Genomic DNA, 18,794 nt, shown 5'->3' on the forward strand with positions numbered 1-18,794 from the left:
TGAACACCAGCAAGACATCATCTGCGGCGTTGCCTTCGATCGCTCCTCCTTGCGGCGTATTGCTCCATACGCCTCAGTTGTCGCTCCTCGGCGCCTTGCATCTAATATCTTGCTGGTGATCAGGAATACTCCATAATCTGCTGATTTTAATCTTGATAGCCAAATTAGACGGTGGATTTGGGAGTTCCTGAAGGCAGCGGGGGATTGGGCGGGCTATCGGGATGGCTTACCGCAGATAATCTTCCGCCTTTTGCACCAGGGCGTTCAGTCTGTCTTCCAGTTCCTTGCGGTATTTCTCTAATTCGGCGCCTCGCGCGGTGGGTGGGACAAATAGGGGTTCGCCGTAGAAGAAGGCCATGCGTGAAAAGGGCAGGGACAGGACGGTTTTATCCCAGCTATTAAACCGGATGGCTCCCTTTGTGGCATGGGTAACCGGGACGATGGGGGCGCCCGTCTCGCGGGCGATGACCATTACGCCTTTTTGTACCACGCGGGCCGGGCCTTGCGAGCCGTCGGCTACGATTCCGCCTCCATATCCTGCCTTCACCAGGTTTATGATTTCTTTAACGGCAGTCAGTCCCCCTTTGGTCCTTGAGCCTCGTACGGTTGTATAGCCGAGGCGCTGCATAACGCGGGCCATTAGCTCGCCGTCTTTACTGGCGCTGACCATGGCCACCCCCTGCCGATGCCGGAAGTGGTAAGTACAGTAAAAGAGGCTGAAATGCCAGAGGGCGCAGAGCACCGGCTGACCTTTGCGCATAAACTCTTCCTCGTATGCCCGGCCAAAGACCTCGATGCGGCAGGTCTTATAGAGGGCGGAGAGCAAGGAGGTAAAAAGGGGCGGCCCGAGGCGGAGGATCAGTTTGTTCTGCCAGTCGTTCATGGCATCATTCGCAGTTCGTAACGCTTTAGTTGTTTGAAAGTAGCTATTCAGCCTTTGTATTTTAGACAGCGATCCCCATAAATCCGAAATCCTAATTTCGAAATCCGAAACAAATTCGAAATTAAGATGTTCAAATGACCAAAACAAAATCGTCTAGAATTTTGAGTTTTGGTTATTTGGTATTGTTTAGAATTTCGTGCTTCGAGTTTCGAATTTAAAATCATACCAGACATAGTAGCTAAATACGTATGTAGAACAATTTGCAAAAAGCTAACTTGTTACAATAATTCTACTTATATTCCGGCGCTTATACCACTTCTCTATCTCCACTGCCCAGAAGACCACGGATGACAGAAGAAGACAGGCCATAAGTTCTGAAAAACTCAGGGCTTGCGTCTTGAATATACCATGAAGCGGCGGGATGTAAATGGTCGCCATCTGGAGCCCAAAGGTGAGCAGAAAGGCTCCGAGCAGGGGACGGTTGGTAAATATCCCCTGCTTAAAGATCGACTCGGTTTCCGACCTGATAGCCAGGACGTGCCCCATCTGCGAAAGACAGAGGACGGTAAAGACCATGGTCTGCCAGTGGGCGTGACCGGTCCGGATAGACCAGGCCTGGGTAAAGATAGACGCAAACCCCATGAGGAGCCCTACCCAGATTATATGGACGCCAAGACCATGGGCAAAGATGCTTTCCTGAGGGTGTCGCGGCGGCCTGTTCATCACGCCTTTTTCTGCCGGTTCGGCGGCCAGGGCCAGGCCGGGAAGCCCATCCGTGACCAGGTTGATCCAAAGTATATGAATCGGCAAAAGAGGTATAGGGAGTCCCAGAAAGGGCGCAAGGAATATGGTCCATATCTCTCCGGAGTTGCTGGTCATGGTATATTTTATAAACTTGCGGATGTTGTCAAAGATCCGCCGGCCTTCCTTGACGGCCTTTACAATGGTGGCAAAGTTGTCGTCGAGAAGTATCATATGGGCGGCCTCTTTTGAGACGTCGGTCCCGGTAACGCCCATGGCGATGCCGATATCGGCCCTTTTTAAGGCGGGGGCATCGTTAACGCCGTCCCCGGTCATGGCCGCGAATTGGCCTTTATCCTGTAGGGCCTTGACTATCTTCAGTTTCTGCTCAGGGGCCACCCTTGCATAGACGCGGATATGCTCAACCCTTTTTTCAAAGTCCTCCAGGGATAATCTATCCAGTTCTCTCCCTGTGATTACGGCCTTTGAACCATCCTCAATAATGCCGAGCCTCCGGGCTATGGCCTTTGCCGTAAGGGGGTGATCCCCGGTTATCATTACCGGCCTTATCCCGGCTGTCTTGCATAATGTTACCGCCTCCCGGGCCTCTTCCCGGGGCGGATCCATCATGCCTATAAGGCCCAAGACAGTAAGCCCGGTCTCGACACTCTCAGGAGACATATCCTCAGGCAGGCTATCCCACTCTCTCATAGCCATGCCAAGGACCCTCAGTCCGTCAGCGGCCATCTTTTCATTTATCTTGATAATCTCTTCTCTGTTCATTGATCTTGGCCCTTCCGATGTCAAAACATCCTTTGACCTATCCAGCAGGACATCTATAGCGCCCTTTGTGAAGGATATGTATCCGTTCTTTTCTCCAGACTCCAGACTTCTGACTCCTGACTTCTTGTGGAATGTAGTCATGCACTTTCTATCAGAGTCAAAAGGAATCTCGGCAACCCGCGGGAAATCCCTTTCCAATTCCCCTTTATCAAAGCCGTTGTCCTTTGCGATGTTATACAGCGCGATCTCGGTGGGGTCTCCGATTATATTTCCTCCGGAATCCGGCCGGGAGTCATTGCTTAAGGCGAGCGCCCGGAAGAGGGTGATGAGTGATGAGTGATGAGTAATGGGTTGTAACCCGTCGCTCGTTACTACCTTTCCATCTACATAGACTTCTTCCACGGTCATCTTGTTGAGGGTGAGTGTGCCCGTCTTGTCGGAGCAGATGTAAGTAACAGAACCGAGGGTTTCCACGGCCGGTAGTTTTCTTATGAGGGCGTTTTGCCCGACCATCTTATTCGCGCCGAGGGCGAGGGATATGGTTATTACCGCCGGGAGCGCCTCCGGGATGGCTGCAACGGCCAGGGAGATAGCGGTAAGGAGCATCAAAAAGACCTGTTCTCCCCTCATAATGCCCACGGTAAAAACAATAGCGCATATAGCCAGGACAGCAAGGGCCAGCCTCCGGCCAAAGGTCGCCAGTCTCTTTTGCAGGGGCGTCTTGACCTCTTCCTCCTCCTGTAGCATGGTGGCAATCTTGCCAAGCTCTGTATCCATGCCTGTGGCTATGATAACACCCGCGCCGCGCCCATAGGTTACAAATGTGCCTTTGTAGGCCATGTTCTTACGGTCGCCGACGGGTAAAAGCTCATCACGGAGCGCCTTTGTGTGTTTTTCAACGGGCACGGATTCACCGGTGAGGGCCGCCTCTTCCACCTTCAACTGGGCGGCCTCAATAAGTCTCAGATCTGCCGGCACGACCTTCCCGGCCTCAAGGAGCGCCAGATCGCCGGGGACGAGCCGGGATGCAGGGATATTTTCAGGGGTTCCGTTTCTCATGACCGTGGCCGTCGGGGCCGCCATTTTTTTAAGGGCGGCCATGGCCTTTTCCGCACGGTATTCCTGGACGAATCCAATAATGGCGTTCAGGATGACGATTACCGCTATGGCGATGGTATCCGAAGGCTCGCCGATGATTCCCGATATAACCGCGGCAGCCATGAGGACAAGGATCATGAAGTCCTTGAACTGGTCGAGGAACATCATGAAGGGGGTCTTTCTCTTTTTTTCCTTTAATTCATTAGGCCCGTATTCCCGCAGCCGTCTCTCCGCTTCCTCCGAAGAGAGGCCCTTAAGTGAGGAACCCAGCTCTTCAATAACCTCGTCTATCTTCTTCTGATGCCAGCGCATAAAACTCCTCTTATACTCGTCGTATTGTCAAAAGATTAACCACAGAGCGCACAGAGAAAATAAGAACAAATAACAAACAAAAAAACCCTTACCACGATTGAATAATCATCGTGGTAAAGGTCTCGCTTGTTAGGCTTGCCTAACCGGTGGTACCGGCTCGCCTCAGGCGAACGTGCTGACGATAGCCGCCGATTCAGCTACTCCCCTTTACTGTTGGGAATGAATACTATCTGAGAGGCCGGATTTGTGTCAAGCTTTTTATTCGAAATGGGGAAAGCCCAAATGAAGATTTCCTTGCTTACTTCACCGGGTTGTGCTAAATGATGCCAGAAATCCAGAGAAGGAGTCTCTTATGCTGAAAAAATCAGGCTACATAGTTCTCATGCTTATGTTGTGTGTCGCGTTTTGCTCCTGTGGCAAGGAAGAGCCGAAGCAGCCGGAAGAGGTCGTGGTTACTGAAGGGCCTGCGCAACCGGATGCCTCGCCGGTGGTGGCTGAGATAGGGGAAGAGAAGATTACCTTAAATCAGCTTGACCGGGCCATTCAACGCCTTCCGTTGCCTTATCAGGAACGGTTTAAGACTGAAGAAGGCCGGAAATATATTCTTGATGATCTCATTACTACCGTCCTTCTCAGCCGGGAGGCCGAGCGCCTTAAGCTCGACCAGAAGCCGGAGATAAAGGAACAACTGGTGAACATTAAAAAACGAATCTTGTCGGCAGAACTGCTCAAGTCTGAGATGGCCAAGGAGCCTGTTCCAGGGCAAGAGGAGGCCAGGCAGTATTATGAATCGCATAAGGAACAGTTTACTGAGCCGGAAAAGGTCAGGATGAGGCAGATTGTGGTCCGGACGGCAGAGGAAGGTCAGGGCGTTATAAATGCCTTGCGGGAAGGGCATGACTTTGTCCAACTGGCTAAAGAAAAGTCCGTCGATCCCTCGAAGGCAAACGGCGGCTATATCGGATGGGTAAGCCGCGACCGGATGAAACCTGATTTTGCCGAAACTATCTTTAAGTTAGGCAAGGGAGAGTTCAGCGCGCCTATGCCTACGGCAAAGGGTTATGTGATTATATTGATTGAAGATAAAAAGGCCGCCGCGCCGGTGGACTATAGCAAGGTAGAACCGGCTATCATCCAAAGGCTCCGCGCGGAACGGGAGGAGAAGGTGCTTGGCGCCCTGCGCACCAGGCTTTTCAAGGAGATGAATGTCACGATTTACGAGGATAAACTGGCGCAGAGCGGTGGACGTAATCAGGAAGCAAAATAGGGGCAACCCGTTTTGTCTTTACGCCTGTTTTTATTAAACTGTCGTGGTAACTCCTGACATGACCAAGAGAAAGCCGGTTGCCCTTTTTTCCGGCCTTGATGAATTCGCTGACCTTTACCCCGACCCGCCGCCCAAAGACATGTATGTCCAGAAGGGAATTCCCCATAAGACGGTTGTCGCCATGTATGCCTCCGGTTACTTCCCCGGCGGCAAAGAGCCCGGAAATTCTGGTCGCTCCCCATTCATCAATTTCTAATCCCCCGTTCTGATAGTGAAGAGTCGGATAAACGATAATAGGCTCGATGGAAATATCTATGCCATATCGTTTGAACTGCAGATACTTGGCGCTCAGTTCCTTCTCCACTGTCCCTTTGCCCCGCAGCAGGTCAATCATCGGGGTATCCAGCCAGACGCCGTAGTGGCTGGTTGGAGCCGTAACACCACCGCTTTTCTCTGCACATTCCCGGATAATACATGAGGAGGCAATGTCCCGGGGTTCGAGGGGATGGGCAAATTCCCTGCCGCGCGCGTTTATAAACTGCGCGCCAAGGGTGCGCACCTTTTCTGTAATGAGCAGGCCGAAGTTCTGTTCCGGAAATACCGTGCCTGTAGGGTGGTATTGTGCGTAACGCATATTGACCAGCGGCACGCCTGCACGATAGGCCAGCGCTAACCCATCGCCGGTTGCCCCATAGTGGTTGGTTGTGGGAAACCCCTGAATATGGAGGCGGCCAAAACCACCGGTGGCCATGATAACGGCTTTGGCCTTGACTATACTGTACTCCCTGGTTTCAAGATTATAGAGTACGGCTCCGCTTACGGCCTTTGTCTCGTCGATGAGCAGTTCAACGGCCGGCGAGAATTCCAGTACCTGTATTTCCTCCGGGTGATTGCGTATTTCATCCCTCTGGACACGCATTATCTCGGCCCCGATCATATCCGCGGAAGAGTGCATACGCCTCCGGCAGATACCCCCGCCTTTAAGCTCGATCATATTACCCGCGTTATCCTTATCAAACATAACGCCCAGACCTTCCAGCCATTGGATGATAAGCGGGGCATCCATGGTCAGGGCCTTTACCAGCCGGGGGTTATTGGTAAAATGGCCACCGCCCATGGTATCCAGGTAATGGTAGTATGGCGAGTCAGCCGGCCGGTCTGCCGCCTGTATTCCGCCTTCGGCCATAATGGTGTTTGAGTCACCATGGCGAAGCTTTGTGGCAATAACGACCCGTAGGCCGTTCTGACGGGCGAAGAGGGCGGCCACCGCACCCGCCCCACCGCCACCGAGGATCAGGACGTCAGTCTCATAATCAGGTTTTTTCAGCCGGTTATCGAAGGCATCCGGATCGATACGGCTATAGGATTCCAGGAGGTCGGCTACTTCATCAGCCAGAATTTCGCCTTTATTGACGCCGACCTTGAGTCTGCGGCGTCCACCCGGCCTGTAGTCCGGGTGGTAAGACTTGAGCACTTTTTCGCCTTCTTCCCGGGTTAGCCTGGGGAAATGTTGGTTGGCCTTTATCCGCGCGAGGCGCTCAGGTCTCGTCTGCTCTACTGCCCGGATAAGTTTTTTCAGCTCCGGGGGATAACCGATGGCCTGCCCTTCCACCATTTTGGACTCCTTTGTCAGCATACAGCACTCAGCTCTCAGCGTTCAGCTGAATGTGTTGTTTGGTTTAGGTTTTTGCTGACAGCTAATCGCTGATCGCTGAAAGCGTGAAGTTCGCCTCGGCGAATCTGCCTGTGGCACGACCGGAAACGGTAGTTTCCGGATGAGCACTAATCCAATACCAGATATTTCGTTTCTTCCGGCCGCCAGTCCGGATTTTCATAGGACTCCGGCTCCCATTCCCGCCGGGCGTAGCGCTGTTTCAGTTCATGGTTATTCAAGGACATGATTTCGTCCATCATGGGATCAAATTTTCCTTCTTTTATCTGCTTAACCCGTTTTTCCAGGTGCCTGGCCCGCGGCTGGAGGTACCGGCCATAGAGCCGGCGGGCCAGCATGGCCATGTGGAATTGCTGCAACTCGGCCGGACAACGGAGGGCGCAGATACCGCACATGGTGCAGCTATGCGAAAGGCGGGCGCACCCGGCGATATCGCCTTTGAGAAGGGCCTGCACATAGTCCATCACACTGATACCCATGGGGCAGGCCTTGCTGCAGGTATTGCAGGCCAGACACCGGTAGAGATCAGGATAAACCCGGCCGATGCTGTTAATGTCCGGTGTGAGTTTTTCAATATCATATATGGCCTTGTTTGCCGGGACAAACGGTATCTGTGCCAGGTACATATCCGGGGCCACCACGGTCTGACAGGCCAAGCCGAATTTGAGACCATACTCCCCGGAGAGACGATAGACCGTAGCACAGGCCCCGCAGATACCGCCGCGGCATCCGCAGCCCCGGATATGCCGGTAGCCTGCGTATTCCATGGCTGTAAGGATAGTTAAGGTCTCAGGTACCTCATACTTTTTACCCATTATGTATATCGGGATCATTTTCGCCCCGTTTCCTGTGGCTTGTTTCTTACCGGCCATCGCTATTCCTCCGACCTTGCCATCTCACGCCCTATCACTCGTCCCTCCCCTGCCGTAGTCATAGCCTGTTTCAAAGGCGCGCAGATTGAGTTCTTCCGTCCCTTTGGGGATTGAACCCTTCAATGCCTTCTGCATAGCCGTTAAACTGATGTGTGGAACAAGCGCCGTAAAAAAGCCGAGGATGACGATGTTGGCCACCACTTTCTGGCCTATTTCCTCGGCCAGCCGCGTGGCCGGTATGGCCTGTATCCGGACGGAATCAGGCAGGTCTTTGGGCCTTACCAGGTCTTTATCTATGATGAGACGGCTTCCCGGCCGCACGTCCTTCTGGTATTTGTTGTAGGCCCCTTGGGCCATAACAACCATTATATCCGGTTCGGTAACGTAGGGCGCATGGATTTGTCCCGAGGCGACGATTATACTGGAAGCCGACGCCCCGCCACGCGCCTCCGGGCTGTATTCCTGGGTATAGACGGCCTGGTTGTGGTCGAAAATCGCGGCCGCCCGGCCGATGATGAGACCGCAGAGCCCTATACCCTGGCCACCCAGACCGGCCAGCTTGATCTGGACGGGGCGCTCGATTATGGGTCTTTCCGAAGGAACCTCCGCTGGTTTCCCGGGAGCCTTGGCTGCTGCGGGTTTCACCGGCGCTTCCTCCAGCGGCACCCGTCCGTCCCCCCGGAAGTCATAGACCTTGACCTTGGCGGATATTGCCTCTCTGAGGGCTGCCAGGTACGAAGTCCGTTCCAGGTCCACGAACTTACCGCACAGGATGGGTGAATCCAGTTCTATATCCGCCTTTGCGATATCGGGTTGGGATTCGAGAACGGCCTGCTCCAGATAGCGCTGGAGGAGCTTAATGTCCCGGAGTTTATTCCGGCGACCGAAATTGGTTGGGCAGGGCGCAATAACCTCCAGGAAGGAAAAGCCTTCCTTTTTCAGCATCTCGCCCATGGCGATCTTCATATAATGAGGATGGGCGGATGTCCAGCGGGCCACATAAGACGCGCCGCAGGCCGCCATCAACTGGACGAGGTTGAAGGGTTTTTCCACATTTCCATAACTGGTCGTGGTGGTACGGGCCAGCCGGGGGGTAGTCGGTCCGCCCTGTCCGCCGGTCATGCCGTAGTTGAAGTTATTAGCGCAGATGACCTTTAAGTCCACATTGCGGCGGGCTGCGTGGATGAGGTGGTTGCCGCCGATGGCGGCCAGATCGCCGTCTCCGCTGAAGACGATGACCGTCAGATCCGGGTTGGCCAGTTTCAGTCCGGTGGCATAGGGAATAGCGCGGCCGTGGGTGGTGTGAAAACCGTCCAGGTTGAGATAACCGGCGGCGCGGCCGGTGCAGCCGATACCGGATACGACCGCCACGTTTTTAAGGTCCAGACCGGAAGTCCTCAAGGCATCCATCAGGGCCGAAAGCACCGATCCCAGGCCGCAGCCGGGACACCAGATATGTGGGATCCTCTCTTTACGCAGGAGCAGATCCTTGGGATGGTCTAAAATCTGTGGTTCGATCATTACGCTATCTCCTCAACGGCCTGAAAGACTTTTTTGGGGTCGTGGACCGTCCCGCCGCCATGTCCAACGAGCCGCGTTAGACATTTGCCGGCAGCACAGCGCTCTACCTCCAAAGCGATCTGGCCGTAGTTGATTTCCACGGTGAGAAATGCCTTGATGCGGCCGGCCATCTCTCGTACCCGTTTTTCCGGGAAGGGCCAGATGATCTCCAGCCGGAGCAGGCCAAGATTTATACCCTTTTCACGGGCCATTTCCCGGACGGCGCGGCATATCCTGGTGGAGATGCCGTAAGAGACAAGGACAATCTCGGCCCCCTCCACGCCGGTTTCTTCCCATGATGCGATCTTGGCGGAATTGAGGCGGATCTTTTGCACGAGACGGGATACCAGCTTTTCCTGCGCCTCCCATTCTATCGCCGGGTAGCCCCGTTCATCATGGGTAAGGCCGGTGACATGAACGGCATATCCCTGTCCGGCCACGGGCATCTCCGGGATGAGATCCTTTTTAGACTTAAATATCTTAAATTTGCCGGGGGGTTCGCTCGGCCCCCGTCTGTTCGCCACCTTTATATCCTTTTTCTCAGGGATGACCACGCGCTCGCGCATGTGTCCCACTACTTCGTCCATGAGCAGGATTACCGGTACGCGCCAAGTCTCCGCCAGGTTAAAGGCCCTTATGGTGTAGTCGAAGGCCTCCTGCGGTGAGGAAGGAGAAAGGGCTATAATCTCGTAGTCGCCGTGGCTTCCCCATCTGGCCTGCATGACGTCGGCCTGTCCAACCAGGGTGGGAAGGCCGGTGGAAGGCCCGCCGCGCATAACGTTGACCACGACGCAGGGTGTTTCCGTCATTACCCCGAGACCGATATTTTCCAGCATGAGGCTGATGCCCGGCCCGGAGGTGGCGGTCATACTCTTGGCCCCGGCCCAGGATGCGCCCAGTATGGCGGCCATAGAGGCGATCTCGTCTTCCATCTGGATATAGACTCCCCCTACCTGGGGAAGGCGGATGGACATCCGTTCCGCTATCTCACTGGATGGCGTGATGGGATAACCGGCGAAGAAACGGCAACCGGCGGCCAGCGCTCCTGCCGCGCAGGCCTCATTCCCGGTCAGAAAATAAGTCCCTGTAAGTACATCCTTCCCCATGTTATCCCTGCTCCTTTTTGTCGATTACATAGATAGCGAAATCCGGGCATACCTCTTCGCAGAAACGGCAGGATATGCAATATTTCTCTTCTGTCTCTTCGATCACCGGATAACGGTAGCCTTTGAAGTTGTAGTCCGTTGACCAGGCCAGGACCTTATTCGGACAGTACTCAAGGCAGAGGCCACAGCCCTTGCAGCGTTCGGAAATGATCTGCACCTTGCCGCGGGGGACCTGATATTGATCCAGGTTGAATAACTTGCGTTTTACCGGGGACATCAGACCATCTCCTCCAGTTGGGCAAATATCTGTTTAAATGAAGAGCCCCTAAGGTTTATAGCCCCGGAAAGGCAACCGGCCGCGCACAGGCCGCACCCCTTACACAAGACGGGGTTGATACCGGCCACCATTGCGCCGGTTTTTTCTGACGGAGACATCGTTACCGCGCCGAAGGGACAGATGGAGGCGCAAAGTCCGCAACCGCGGCAGAGCCCCTCTTCCACCTTGGATACCGTGGGCTCGAGTTTTATAAAATCATTGGCCAGGAGAGACAGGGCCTTGCCCGCCGCACCGGTGGCCTGGGAAACGGTGTCGGTAATATCCTTGGCAAACTGCGCCGCTCCGGCCAGAAATATGCCATCAGTATTGCTTTCCAGCGGTCCTAATTTGGGGTGCGCCTCGCTAAAAAATCCGCCGAGGTCGCTGGCTATGTGTAAGGTACGGGCCAGCTTCTGACTGCCGGACGACGGGATAACAGCCATGGCCAGCACCACCAGATCGGCCTCAATCTCTACCTGACGGCCGGACAGGGTATCTGCTCCCCAGACCACTAATTTATCGCCGGACTTAAAGATCTTTGAGACCTTACCCCGCAGATAGAGGATTCTTTCCTCGCTCATGACCTTTTGCACAAATTCTTCGTGTCCCTTTCCGGCGGCACGGATATCGATATAAAATACGTAGGCCTGGCCGTCCGGCACCGCATGCTTATACAGCAAGGCTTGCTTGGCCGTGTACATGCAGCAGACCTTTGAACAGTAGGGGACTCCGTGTTCAGGGTCGCGCGAACCCGCACACTGGACAAAGACCACGTTTTGGGGGATGCGGCCGTCGGAAGGCCGGCGCACCACGCCCCCGGTGGGGCCGGAGGCCGAGAGCATGCGTTCGAATTGCAGGCCGTCGATCACATCTTCATACCCATCGCCTCCGTATTCGCCGATATGGGCCACGGGCATCAGTTCATAGCCGGTGGACAGGATGATGGCCCCCACCTCGAAGGTTATTTCCCGGGGCTCCATGAGGAAATTTATGGCCCTGGCCTCGCAGCTCTTATAGCAGTTCTCACAGATAATTAATTTATCGGTGTTGAGGCAGGCGTCCCAGTCAATGGTATAGACCGCGGGCACGGCCTGCGGAAAGGGCAGATAAACGGCCTTTCGGGCCCCCAGCCCCTGGTCGAATTCATTGGGTACGACCACCGGACAGGTTGGCACACAGTCGCCGCAACCGGTGCAGAGCGTCTCATCAATGTAGCGGGGTTTGAAGCGCACGGTGACCTGGAACTGGCCGATGTTACCTTCGACGCGGGTTGCCTCGGCATAACTGAAAAGATGGACGTACTCGTTCTGGCTTACCTCTACCATCCTGGGCGTAAGGATACAGGAGGAACAATCAAGCGTGGGAAAGGTCTCTCCCAACTGGGCCATGTGTCCCCCCAGAGATGGCGATTTCTCCACGAGATAGACCTCGTGGCCGCTGTTGGCTATATCCAGGGCGGCCTGTATGCCGGCGACGCCGCCCCCGATTACGAGCACCCTTTTAGTTACCGGGCTCTGGAAAGGCTCCAGCGGTTCGGCATAGTGCAGTCGGCCCAGACTTCCTTTGATGATAGAAAAGGCCTTCTCTGTGCCTTCCGCCCCGTCTATATGCACCCAGCTACAGTGCTCCCGTATGTTGGCCATATCCAATAGATAAGGGTTCAGGCCGGCCCGCTGTGCGGTTTGCGCAAAGGTTTTCCCGTGGAGCCTGGGGCTGCAGGCGGCAACCAGCGCCCCGTCCAGACGGTGTTCGCGGATGTCATCGGCAATCATGGTCTGACCGGGTTTGCTGCACATATAGAGGTAGTCTTTGGCCAGAACTACATCGGTCAGGGTTGACACCTTCTTCCTTAAGGCTTCTATATTCACGGTGCGGGAGATATTCTTTCCGCAGTGACATATAAAAACGCCGAGGCGGGTCATTTTGCGGCCTCCCATGCCGATGCCCGGCATCGGCCAGGGGGGACGCTGGTTGGCGTCATGTTGGCTGCGTCTGTTTGGTAGTTCAGCCCCATGGCCCGGGCCATAATCTCGGTAAAATAGATAATGGGCATGGCCTTTGGGCCGGACTGCCTTGAATTCGTCGCGTTTTGCAAGGCGGAGAGGTTGTAGTGACAGAGGGGACAGCTCACGGCTATCATGTCCGCGCCTTCAGACTGCGCGGAACTGATTATCCGGCAGGCCCGCCGGGCTACGGCCTCCGGATGCATGGCAGTCTGGTAAGCGCCGCAGCATTCGTTATTAAGAGGGAAATCTATTACCTTCGCTCCGAGCGCCGAGAGGAAGGGTGTTAATATCTCCGGTTTCTCGGGATCGTCGATAGCTATCTCTTTTGGCCGGAGAAGCAGACAGCCGTAATAGGGGGCCACGGCCAGTCCATCCAGGGGTCTTACCACCAGGTCTTTGACCTGTTCCGGTTTTATCTTTTCCCGCAGGAATTCAAGGAAGTGATAAATCTTTACCCGGCCGCTATAGCCGGGATCCAGACAGAGGAAGTCATTGATGGCCGTGCGCCACGGCGCATCTGCGACAACGGCGCTATTTATTGAGGTAAAAAGGTTATTCGTCCGCTTAAGGGTGTTATAGCACATGGAGCAGAGGGTCATTATCTCAGAAAAACCTTCTTCCTCTGCCCGGATAAGGTTGTGAACGGAAGCCAGCCTGGGCATGAGATTTACGGCATCAAGGGAGTAAACCGTACCGCAGCAGTTCCAGCGGCTTAGCTCGGCCACTTCGATGCCCAGGGCCCCGGCTACGGCCAGGGCGGAGGACTCAAAGTCACGGGCGTCGGTTTTTAATGTACATCCGGGGAAATATCCTACACGTAAACCTTCAGGCAAGAAAGGTTATCTCCTGACTACACATTAAATTTTCGGAAATGGCTGACGAGGGCGATCTGAGGCAGAGTCCCGGTATCCTCACAGGATGGTTGCTCTGTGATGGGCTTGCCGTCCATCATTTGTATTGTACGCACTGCCTCCATGATCCTCGCTATATCTATCCCCTTGGGGCAGCGCACCGCACAGGCAAAACAGGAGGAACAGAACCATACCGCGCGGCAGGACATAAGGACAGGCCCATTATTCAATTGCGCTTCCCTGATGACCCGGTTGGGCAGAAGGTCCATGGATTCAGCCATGGGACAGCCGGAGGAACATTTGCCGCACTGGTAGCAGGCAAAGAGTTTCTGCCCGCTGAGCGCCTCTATCCTCTGCGCAAAAAGTGACTGCGGATGTGAGTTGCCCAAGATAATCTTCACGGCATTTCCTATCACTTACACAAACTTGACGGCTTCGTAAAAAGTCCATTTGCTGCGTTGTCCGCCTCCGGCGGATCACTGCGGCGTAGCTACAAGTACGCCTCATTCCTCGGGATTTGCGCGCCTTGCAACTGGAGCTTTTTACTGTGCCGTCCAAACCTTGACTTTTTACGAGGTCATCAAACTTTATTTGATTAACAAATCGACCGTCCCTTGTCAATAATAAGAATGTTCCCTGTTATGCAAGGCCATTTTGCCTGTTATGGCGTCAAAATTATGACTATTTCCCTACCACAAAGCCGTATTTCCATGCGTTATCGATATAGCTGGCAACCGCAAAGAGTATTTCCCTCATCCCTTACGGTTAAACTTCTTCTTGACATGTTGAAGTGAAGTAATTACTATTTACTCTAAATATCTACTTGGATTGGTAAAATGAATACAATAACCGCAAAGCAATTGAAACAAAAAACCGGTGAGGTTATTAAAAAGATAAAGTTGGGCGGGCGATTGACTATCACATATCGGGGAAAACCTGTGGCCACTATTACCCCAGTAACAACAGAGGAGAAAAAAGACGTTGAGGAATTAAGGCCATATGGCGAGGCATGGAAGGACATTGAAGAGACTTTACAAAAGACAAAACCGGCTTTCAAGGGATGGCGGGAGGCCACGGCGTGGGTTCGAAGCAGGACTTAGTCCTTATCGATACCAATATTTTTGTTATAGACCTTCGTTATAAAAGGGATGTGCATTATAAGAAAAATCTGGCCTTTCTCAGTGACGTGGCCCAGAGAAAAACGGGTTTTACAACCATTGTGAACCTGTTAGAGCTTTGCGGCATCCTGTCGTTTAATCTGAACGGAAGGCAACTGATCGAATTATGGTTCTACTTTCAAGATAGGTACAAAATTACGGTCCTCCCCTCCCCGGACCTTAAAAATAATTTCCCCGACATAGGACTTAGCGAATTATTTGATCTTCTCAGGGACAGAACTGCTCTGGGCGATGCCTTAATGATAGCGGTTGCCCGTAAGCATTTACCCTTCGTTTCAAAAATGATTACCTGGGATAAGGAGCATTTTGATGGCAAATTTCCCGGTACGGTACTGACCCCTAAAGAATTTATGCAGAGGACCAAATAATCCTTCCAGCGTCAAAATCCTGACTTTTCCCGCCTACCACAAGGCCGTATTTCCGTGGCGTTTGACCTGCCGGGTTATCACCAGCTTGCCTAACTCGTTGAGATCATGCATATTTGCCTATCTTATCTCCTCTGGCATACAAGTTGCTAAAAACTTAGGATTAACTCTCACATCCCAAAATAATACTAACTCCATAAGGGGACGCGGCAGTTAGTTTCCATTTGGAACCCCAAAAGTTCTCCTCTCCCGTCGAAGGAGATGGAATATAGCGGTTCTGGATGGGAACTAATTAAGTTAAGTAACGAAGAGGTAGATGAGGAGGGTTGGGCATCAAAATTCAAAATGAAGCCCGCAATTTCACTGCCTGTGCGGTGCATGCAGACAGGGAAAATAATCTCAAGGCCAGCAATATCAAAGATCAACGGGAATACTCATATGCAAAAACCTAACCGGACAATGCTGTCTGATTATAAAACCCAAGATTTTTTTACCGGCGAACGGGCGATGCCGCTTGCCCCAAATATGGACCAGCAAGTTATGCGAGAGCATTGGGCAAGGTATAAATGCGTGGTTCCTATCGTTGAGGGGAAACGGGTTTTAGACATTGCTTGCGGTGCGGGCTATGGTTCAAACCTGTTAGCGGAAACGGCTCAGCTGGTAGTGGGCGGTGATATTTCGCATGAGACAATCACATACTGCAAGGCACGCTACTACCAGAAACCCAATCTGCAGTTTGGCGTAATGGATATCCGTAAGTTACCTTTCGTAGACAACTCCTTTGATCTTGCTGTCAGTTTCGAGACCCTGGAACATATAGTGGAGGGAGATCAGTTTTTAAGGGAGATATGCCGTGTCCTTTCAGAAGATGGGGCATTGGCAATATCAACACCATTCGGAGGGCCATGCGGTAATCCGTATCACGTAGCATATTACCAGAGACAAAGTTTTGAAGAATATTTACTCGATTACTTTAAAGAGGTAAACCTTAAGTTCCAGAGAGGATCCCAATTTTACTCCTCAAGCATATCCCCGGGTTACGCACCCACTTTTACCGGCGAATATGGACTGGCTATCTGCCGCAAACCCAAAAAAGAGTTTCAGAAACTGACCTCCATTATCATCCTCACCCACAACCAGCTCGAATACACTAAAAAGTGCGTCGATAGCATCTTTGAACATACCGGAGAGCCTTTTGAGTTGATTGCAGTTGATAACGGCTCTACTGATGGCACGGCGGAGTATCTGGAATCAGAAGCCAGAAGTCATAAGGCAGGAGTCAGGATAAAAATAATCAAAAATAAAGAGAACTTTGGGTTTGCTGCGGGGAATAATCAGGGGATGGCTGAGGCTAAGGGAGACCATATCATTTTGATGAATAATGACGTGGTAGTTACCCCGGGCTGGCTGGAGCGGTTGGTTGCGTGTGCGGAGCGGAGTCCGAGAATCGGTATTGTTGGACCGATGTCCAACTATGTTTCCGGTCCGCAATTGGTCAACGGGGTTGAATATGGCACAACCTCCCTCGCCGGTTTGAATAAATTTTCTCGGTCATTTGCCAAAAGGTATGCGAGCCACGCTAAGCCCTTCTGGCGGGTAGTCGGCTTTTGTATGCTCATCAAACGGGCTGTGATCGAGAAAATCGGCGGGCTGGACGGTCGCTTTGGGTTGGGTAATTTTGAGGATGATGATTTCAGTCTGCGTGCGGCCCTGGCCGGCTTTGAGTCGTGGATTGCAGGGGATTGTTTTGTCCACCATTTTGGCAGCCGTACATTTGCCGGCGCAGCGATTGACTATCGTGAAAGTCTGCATACAAATTGGGAAATATTCAAACAAAAATGGGGCATACCGGCTGAGGTTAACTACGGAGCTCCGTATGACATGGCCGCAGTTATAAAAGATGGTTTTATTCCTGCAAAGCATTATTGTCCGTTAACTCCTCAGGAATATACGGTGGCAGATGGTGAAAAACTCTTTGAAGTGGGAGATATTAAAGGGGCCAGGAGGATATTTGAAAAAATACTTTTGGTTGCGCCGGACAATATTGAGGCCATTAATAACCTAGGCGTAATTGTCTTCCAGCAGGGTGAGATCGACGAGGCGATTTCCTGTTTTACCCGTGTTCTGGAAATAGACCGCGATTACTTTGAAGCCATAGAAAATCTGGGTAAGTGCATGGGGACGAAAAAGGACTATGCCGAGGGTATCAAGTGGTTTAAACGGGCGGTGGAGTTGAGGCCGGATGACGCGACCGTGTTAAATTCCCTGGGGAACTGCTTCATTCAGGTCAAGGATTTTGCCAGTGCGAAAGAGGTCTACGAAACATCACTTATGGTTGATGGCAAACAGAGTGGTATTGAGATAATGCTTCGGGAAATTGATAGATTAGAAAAGGCAATAATGTCTGTAACGTGAAGACTATGAAGGCCAGATATTATTGGTTAGCAGTTTCGTTTGGCCCCCCTACTTTTACGATTAGGCCTTGTACGCGGAAGAACTTGTTTTAGGCAAAGGCTAAGGAACACTTACACGATTTATTAAAATCGGGAGACGAAGAGGGAGAGTGCCGCTAAGCGGGCCCGTGTAACCTGTTGTGGCAACTTTAAATATTCCAGGCGTATGTTTTCTTACTTCATCTGTTCCGTTGGAGTTTAACACAGATGGCTGCACGACGTCGATTCAGCCCTCGGCTCACCATGGTTTTGATCCGGAGCATGTGTTGGTTTTGACAGATATGCATGTCAATCTTTTCGGCTTGCGGTCTGTCCCCGGGCTTTCGCTCTATAACTCAATAGCGACTCCTGAGAACATTAAATTTCCCCAAATCTATGACAGCACCCAGCACCTTGGTGGCAAGCGAGTCTTGATCCTCATGCTGACCGGCTGGGGTGACATGATCCTGATCCAGCCTGCATTAGCGGCCTTATACAAAAAGACTATGGTGAAGGGCGATCCCCCGTATATCACCCTGGGCTGCAATTGGATCCATAACTTTCCCTATCCCGGTGCGCCTTATGTGACCGACGTGCGACCGAATATTTTGAGCCTGCGAGAATTAAGCACGTTTGATTTCCTTGTCAATTTTATTCCGGTAAACTATCAGAGGTCTCTGCACAAATCGATGAAGGATTTATGCCTTGAAATACTTAAACTGAGTCCACATGAAGGGATCGATTCACCTTATATTAGACCTGATGCCGAGAGGGTAGAAAAGGTTAAGCCTGTGCTGGACCGGATTCGAAAGGAAACGGGCAAAAAGCTGCTTTGCCTTAATTGGAAATCGAGATTTCAACATAAGAATGCCTCGCCGGTCCTTTTTGCCGGGATAGCGAGCAAACTACAGGATAGATACCAGGCCTTGCTTATTAAGGATAAAGAGGCCTCAAGGCTTATGCAAAAAGAAATTGATGTCTTAAGGACGCCGATAATAAATCTTTCACATCTTGTTCACGACTACCATGACACGGTTGCGGCTATGTCATTGATCGATGCCTTCATATCTGTTGATACCGGTATTGTTCATGCGGCGGGGGCTATGGGCATACCCGGCATAGCCCTTTTCGGGCCGTTTCCCCCGGAAACGCATGTGGCCGATTATCCTTCTGTCGTCGGCATCAGGGCGCCGTACGAGGGCAAAACGTGTAAAGGCCCTTGTTTGGAAACGCACCGCGGCTGCAAGGAGGTTGATTTTACGCCGACCGAAGTGAGTCCTTGTTTTGAGGCGTTGCGGCCGGACGAAGTGGTTGAGGCATTTAATAAGCAGTTGACCGTTGTCCGTTAACCG

15 protein-coding genes are annotated in these 18,794 nt (G+C 52.4%); 5 read left to right on the top strand and 10 right to left on the bottom strand.

The genetic code is table 11. From position 1 onward, the window contains the following. Positions 1-226 precede the first annotated feature (226 nt). Positions 227-883, bottom strand: coding sequence for a lysophospholipid acyltransferase family protein (locus tag PHT49_03715; GenBank protein MDD5450982.1), 657 nt, complete (start codon positions 881-883; stop codon positions 227-229). 270 nt (positions 884-1,153) lie between these two features. Beyond that, positions 1,154-3,817 (bottom strand): cation-translocating P-type ATPase, encoded by a 2,664-nt coding sequence (locus PHT49_03720; protein ID MDD5450983.1) that lies wholly within the window; start codon positions 3,815-3,817, stop codon positions 1,154-1,156. A gap of 352 nt (positions 3,818-4,169) precedes the next feature. On the opposite strand from PHT49_03720, the gene PHT49_03725 reads away from it, so the two are divergent. After that, a complete protein-coding gene (locus PHT49_03725; GenBank protein ID MDD5450984.1) occupies positions 4,170-5,084 on the top strand; it encodes a peptidyl-prolyl cis-trans isomerase in 915 nt (304 codons plus the stop codon). Here the strand turns inward: PHT49_03725 and PHT49_03730 are convergent. The 8 genes from PHT49_03730 to PHT49_03765 form a co-directional block, all read right to left on the bottom strand. Then, on the bottom strand, positions 5,026-6,720 hold the full coding sequence (locus PHT49_03730) for an FAD-binding protein (GenBank protein MDD5450985.1): 1,695 nt from the start codon (positions 6,718-6,720) through the stop codon (positions 5,026-5,028). The genes PHT49_03725 and PHT49_03730 overlap by 59 nt on opposite strands. A 146-nt stretch (positions 6,721-6,866) precedes the next feature. Then, the gene (locus PHT49_03735; protein ID MDD5450986.1) at positions 6,867-7,628 is read right to left on the bottom strand and encodes a 4Fe-4S dicluster domain-containing protein; all 762 of its coding nucleotides are present in this window, start codon (positions 7,626-7,628) and stop codon (positions 6,867-6,869) included. A gap of 24 nt (positions 7,629-7,652) precedes the next feature. Beyond that, entirely contained in the window at positions 7,653-9,149 is a 1,497-nt protein-coding gene (locus PHT49_03740) for a thiamine pyrophosphate-dependent enzyme (GenBank protein MDD5450987.1), read from the bottom strand. After that, entirely contained in the window at positions 9,149-10,294 is a 1,146-nt protein-coding gene (locus PHT49_03745) for a 2-oxoacid:acceptor oxidoreductase subunit alpha (GenBank protein ID MDD5450988.1), read from the bottom strand. The genes PHT49_03740 and PHT49_03745 overlap by 1 nt, the downstream gene beginning before the upstream one ends. 1 nt (position 10,295) lies before the next feature. Further along, complete coding sequence (locus tag PHT49_03750) at positions 10,296-10,571, bottom strand: 4Fe-4S dicluster domain-containing protein (protein MDD5450989.1); 276 nt, start codon at positions 10,569-10,571, stop codon at positions 10,296-10,298. Further along, entirely contained in the window at positions 10,571-12,532 is a 1,962-nt protein-coding gene (locus PHT49_03755; GenBank protein ID MDD5450990.1) for a CoB--CoM heterodisulfide reductase iron-sulfur subunit A family protein, read from the bottom strand. The genes PHT49_03750 and PHT49_03755 overlap by 1 nt, the downstream gene beginning before the upstream one ends. After that, positions 12,529-13,449 (bottom strand): CoB--CoM heterodisulfide reductase iron-sulfur subunit B family protein, encoded by a 921-nt coding sequence (locus PHT49_03760; GenBank protein ID MDD5450991.1) that lies wholly within the window; start codon positions 13,447-13,449, stop codon positions 12,529-12,531. Before PHT49_03760 ends, PHT49_03755 begins: the two co-directional genes overlap by 4 nt. Positions 13,450-13,466: 17 nt before the next feature. Next, a complete protein-coding gene (locus tag PHT49_03765; protein ID MDD5450992.1) occupies positions 13,467-13,868 on the bottom strand; it encodes a 4Fe-4S dicluster domain-containing protein in 402 nt (133 codons plus the stop codon). 435 nt (positions 13,869-14,303) lie between these two features. Between PHT49_03765 and PHT49_03770 the strand changes: the two genes are divergently transcribed. The 4 genes from PHT49_03770 (at position 14,304) to PHT49_03785 (ending at position 18,791) form a co-directional block, all read left to right on the top strand. After that, positions 14,304-14,567, top strand: a complete 264-nt coding sequence (locus PHT49_03770) for a type II toxin-antitoxin system prevent-host-death family antitoxin (protein MDD5450993.1) — start codon at positions 14,304-14,306, stop codon at positions 14,565-14,567. Beyond that, positions 14,546-15,013 carry a hypothetical protein gene (locus tag PHT49_03775; protein ID MDD5450994.1) on the top strand — a complete coding sequence of 156 codons (468 nt, stop codon included), beginning with the start codon at positions 14,546-14,548 and terminating at the stop codon, positions 15,011-15,013. Before PHT49_03770 ends, PHT49_03775 begins: the two co-directional genes overlap by 22 nt. A gap of 537 nt (positions 15,014-15,550) precedes the next feature. Beyond that, complete coding sequence (locus PHT49_03780) at positions 15,551-17,425, top strand: glycosyltransferase (GenBank protein ID MDD5450995.1); 1,875 nt, start codon at positions 15,551-15,553, stop codon at positions 17,423-17,425. A 178-nt stretch (positions 17,426-17,603) separates the two neighbouring features. Continuing rightward, positions 17,604-18,791, top strand: coding sequence for a glycosyltransferase family 9 protein (locus tag PHT49_03785; protein ID MDD5450996.1), 1,188 nt, complete (start codon positions 17,604-17,606; stop codon positions 18,789-18,791). Positions 18,792-18,794 lie beyond the last annotated feature (3 nt).

It is taken from the genome of Desulfovibrionales bacterium (assembly GCA_028715605.1).
Classification (GTDB): Bacteria; Desulfobacterota; QYQD01; order QYQD01; family QYQD01; genus QYQD01.

Coding starts and splice junctions, on each gene's coding strand:
- PHT49_03780 (MDD5450995.1), top strand. CDS start 15,551: ATGCGAGAGCATTGGGCAAGGTATAAATGCGTGGTTCCTATCGTTGAG.
- PHT49_03745 (MDD5450988.1), bottom strand. CDS start 10,294: ATGGGGAAGGATGTACTTACAGGGACTTATTTTCTGACCGGGAATGAG.
- PHT49_03715 (MDD5450982.1), bottom strand. CDS start 883: ATGAACGACTGGCAGAACAAACTGATCCTCCGCCTCGGGCCGCCCCTT.
- PHT49_03725 (MDD5450984.1), top strand. CDS start 4,170: ATGCTGAAAAAATCAGGCTACATAGTTCTCATGCTTATGTTGTGTGTC.
- PHT49_03770 (MDD5450993.1), top strand. CDS start 14,304: ATGAATACAATAACCGCAAAGCAATTGAAACAAAAAACCGGTGAGGTT.
- PHT49_03755 (MDD5450990.1), bottom strand. CDS start 12,532: ATGACCCGCCTCGGCGTTTTTATATGTCACTGCGGAAAGAATATCTCC.
- PHT49_03720 (MDD5450983.1), bottom strand. CDS start 3,817: ATGCGCTGGCATCAGAAGAAGATAGACGAGGTTATTGAAGAGCTGGGT.
- PHT49_03750 (MDD5450989.1), bottom strand. CDS start 10,571: ATGTCCCCGGTAAAACGCAAGTTATTCAACCTGGATCAATATCAGGTC.
- PHT49_03735 (MDD5450986.1), bottom strand. CDS start 7,628: ATGGCCGGTAAGAAACAAGCCACAGGAAACGGGGCGAAAATGATCCCG.
- PHT49_03740 (MDD5450987.1), bottom strand. CDS start 9,149: ATGATCGAACCACAGATTTTAGACCATCCCAAGGATCTGCTCCTGCGT.
- PHT49_03730 (MDD5450985.1), bottom strand. CDS start 6,720: ATGCTGACAAAGGAGTCCAAAATGGTGGAAGGGCAGGCCATCGGTTAT.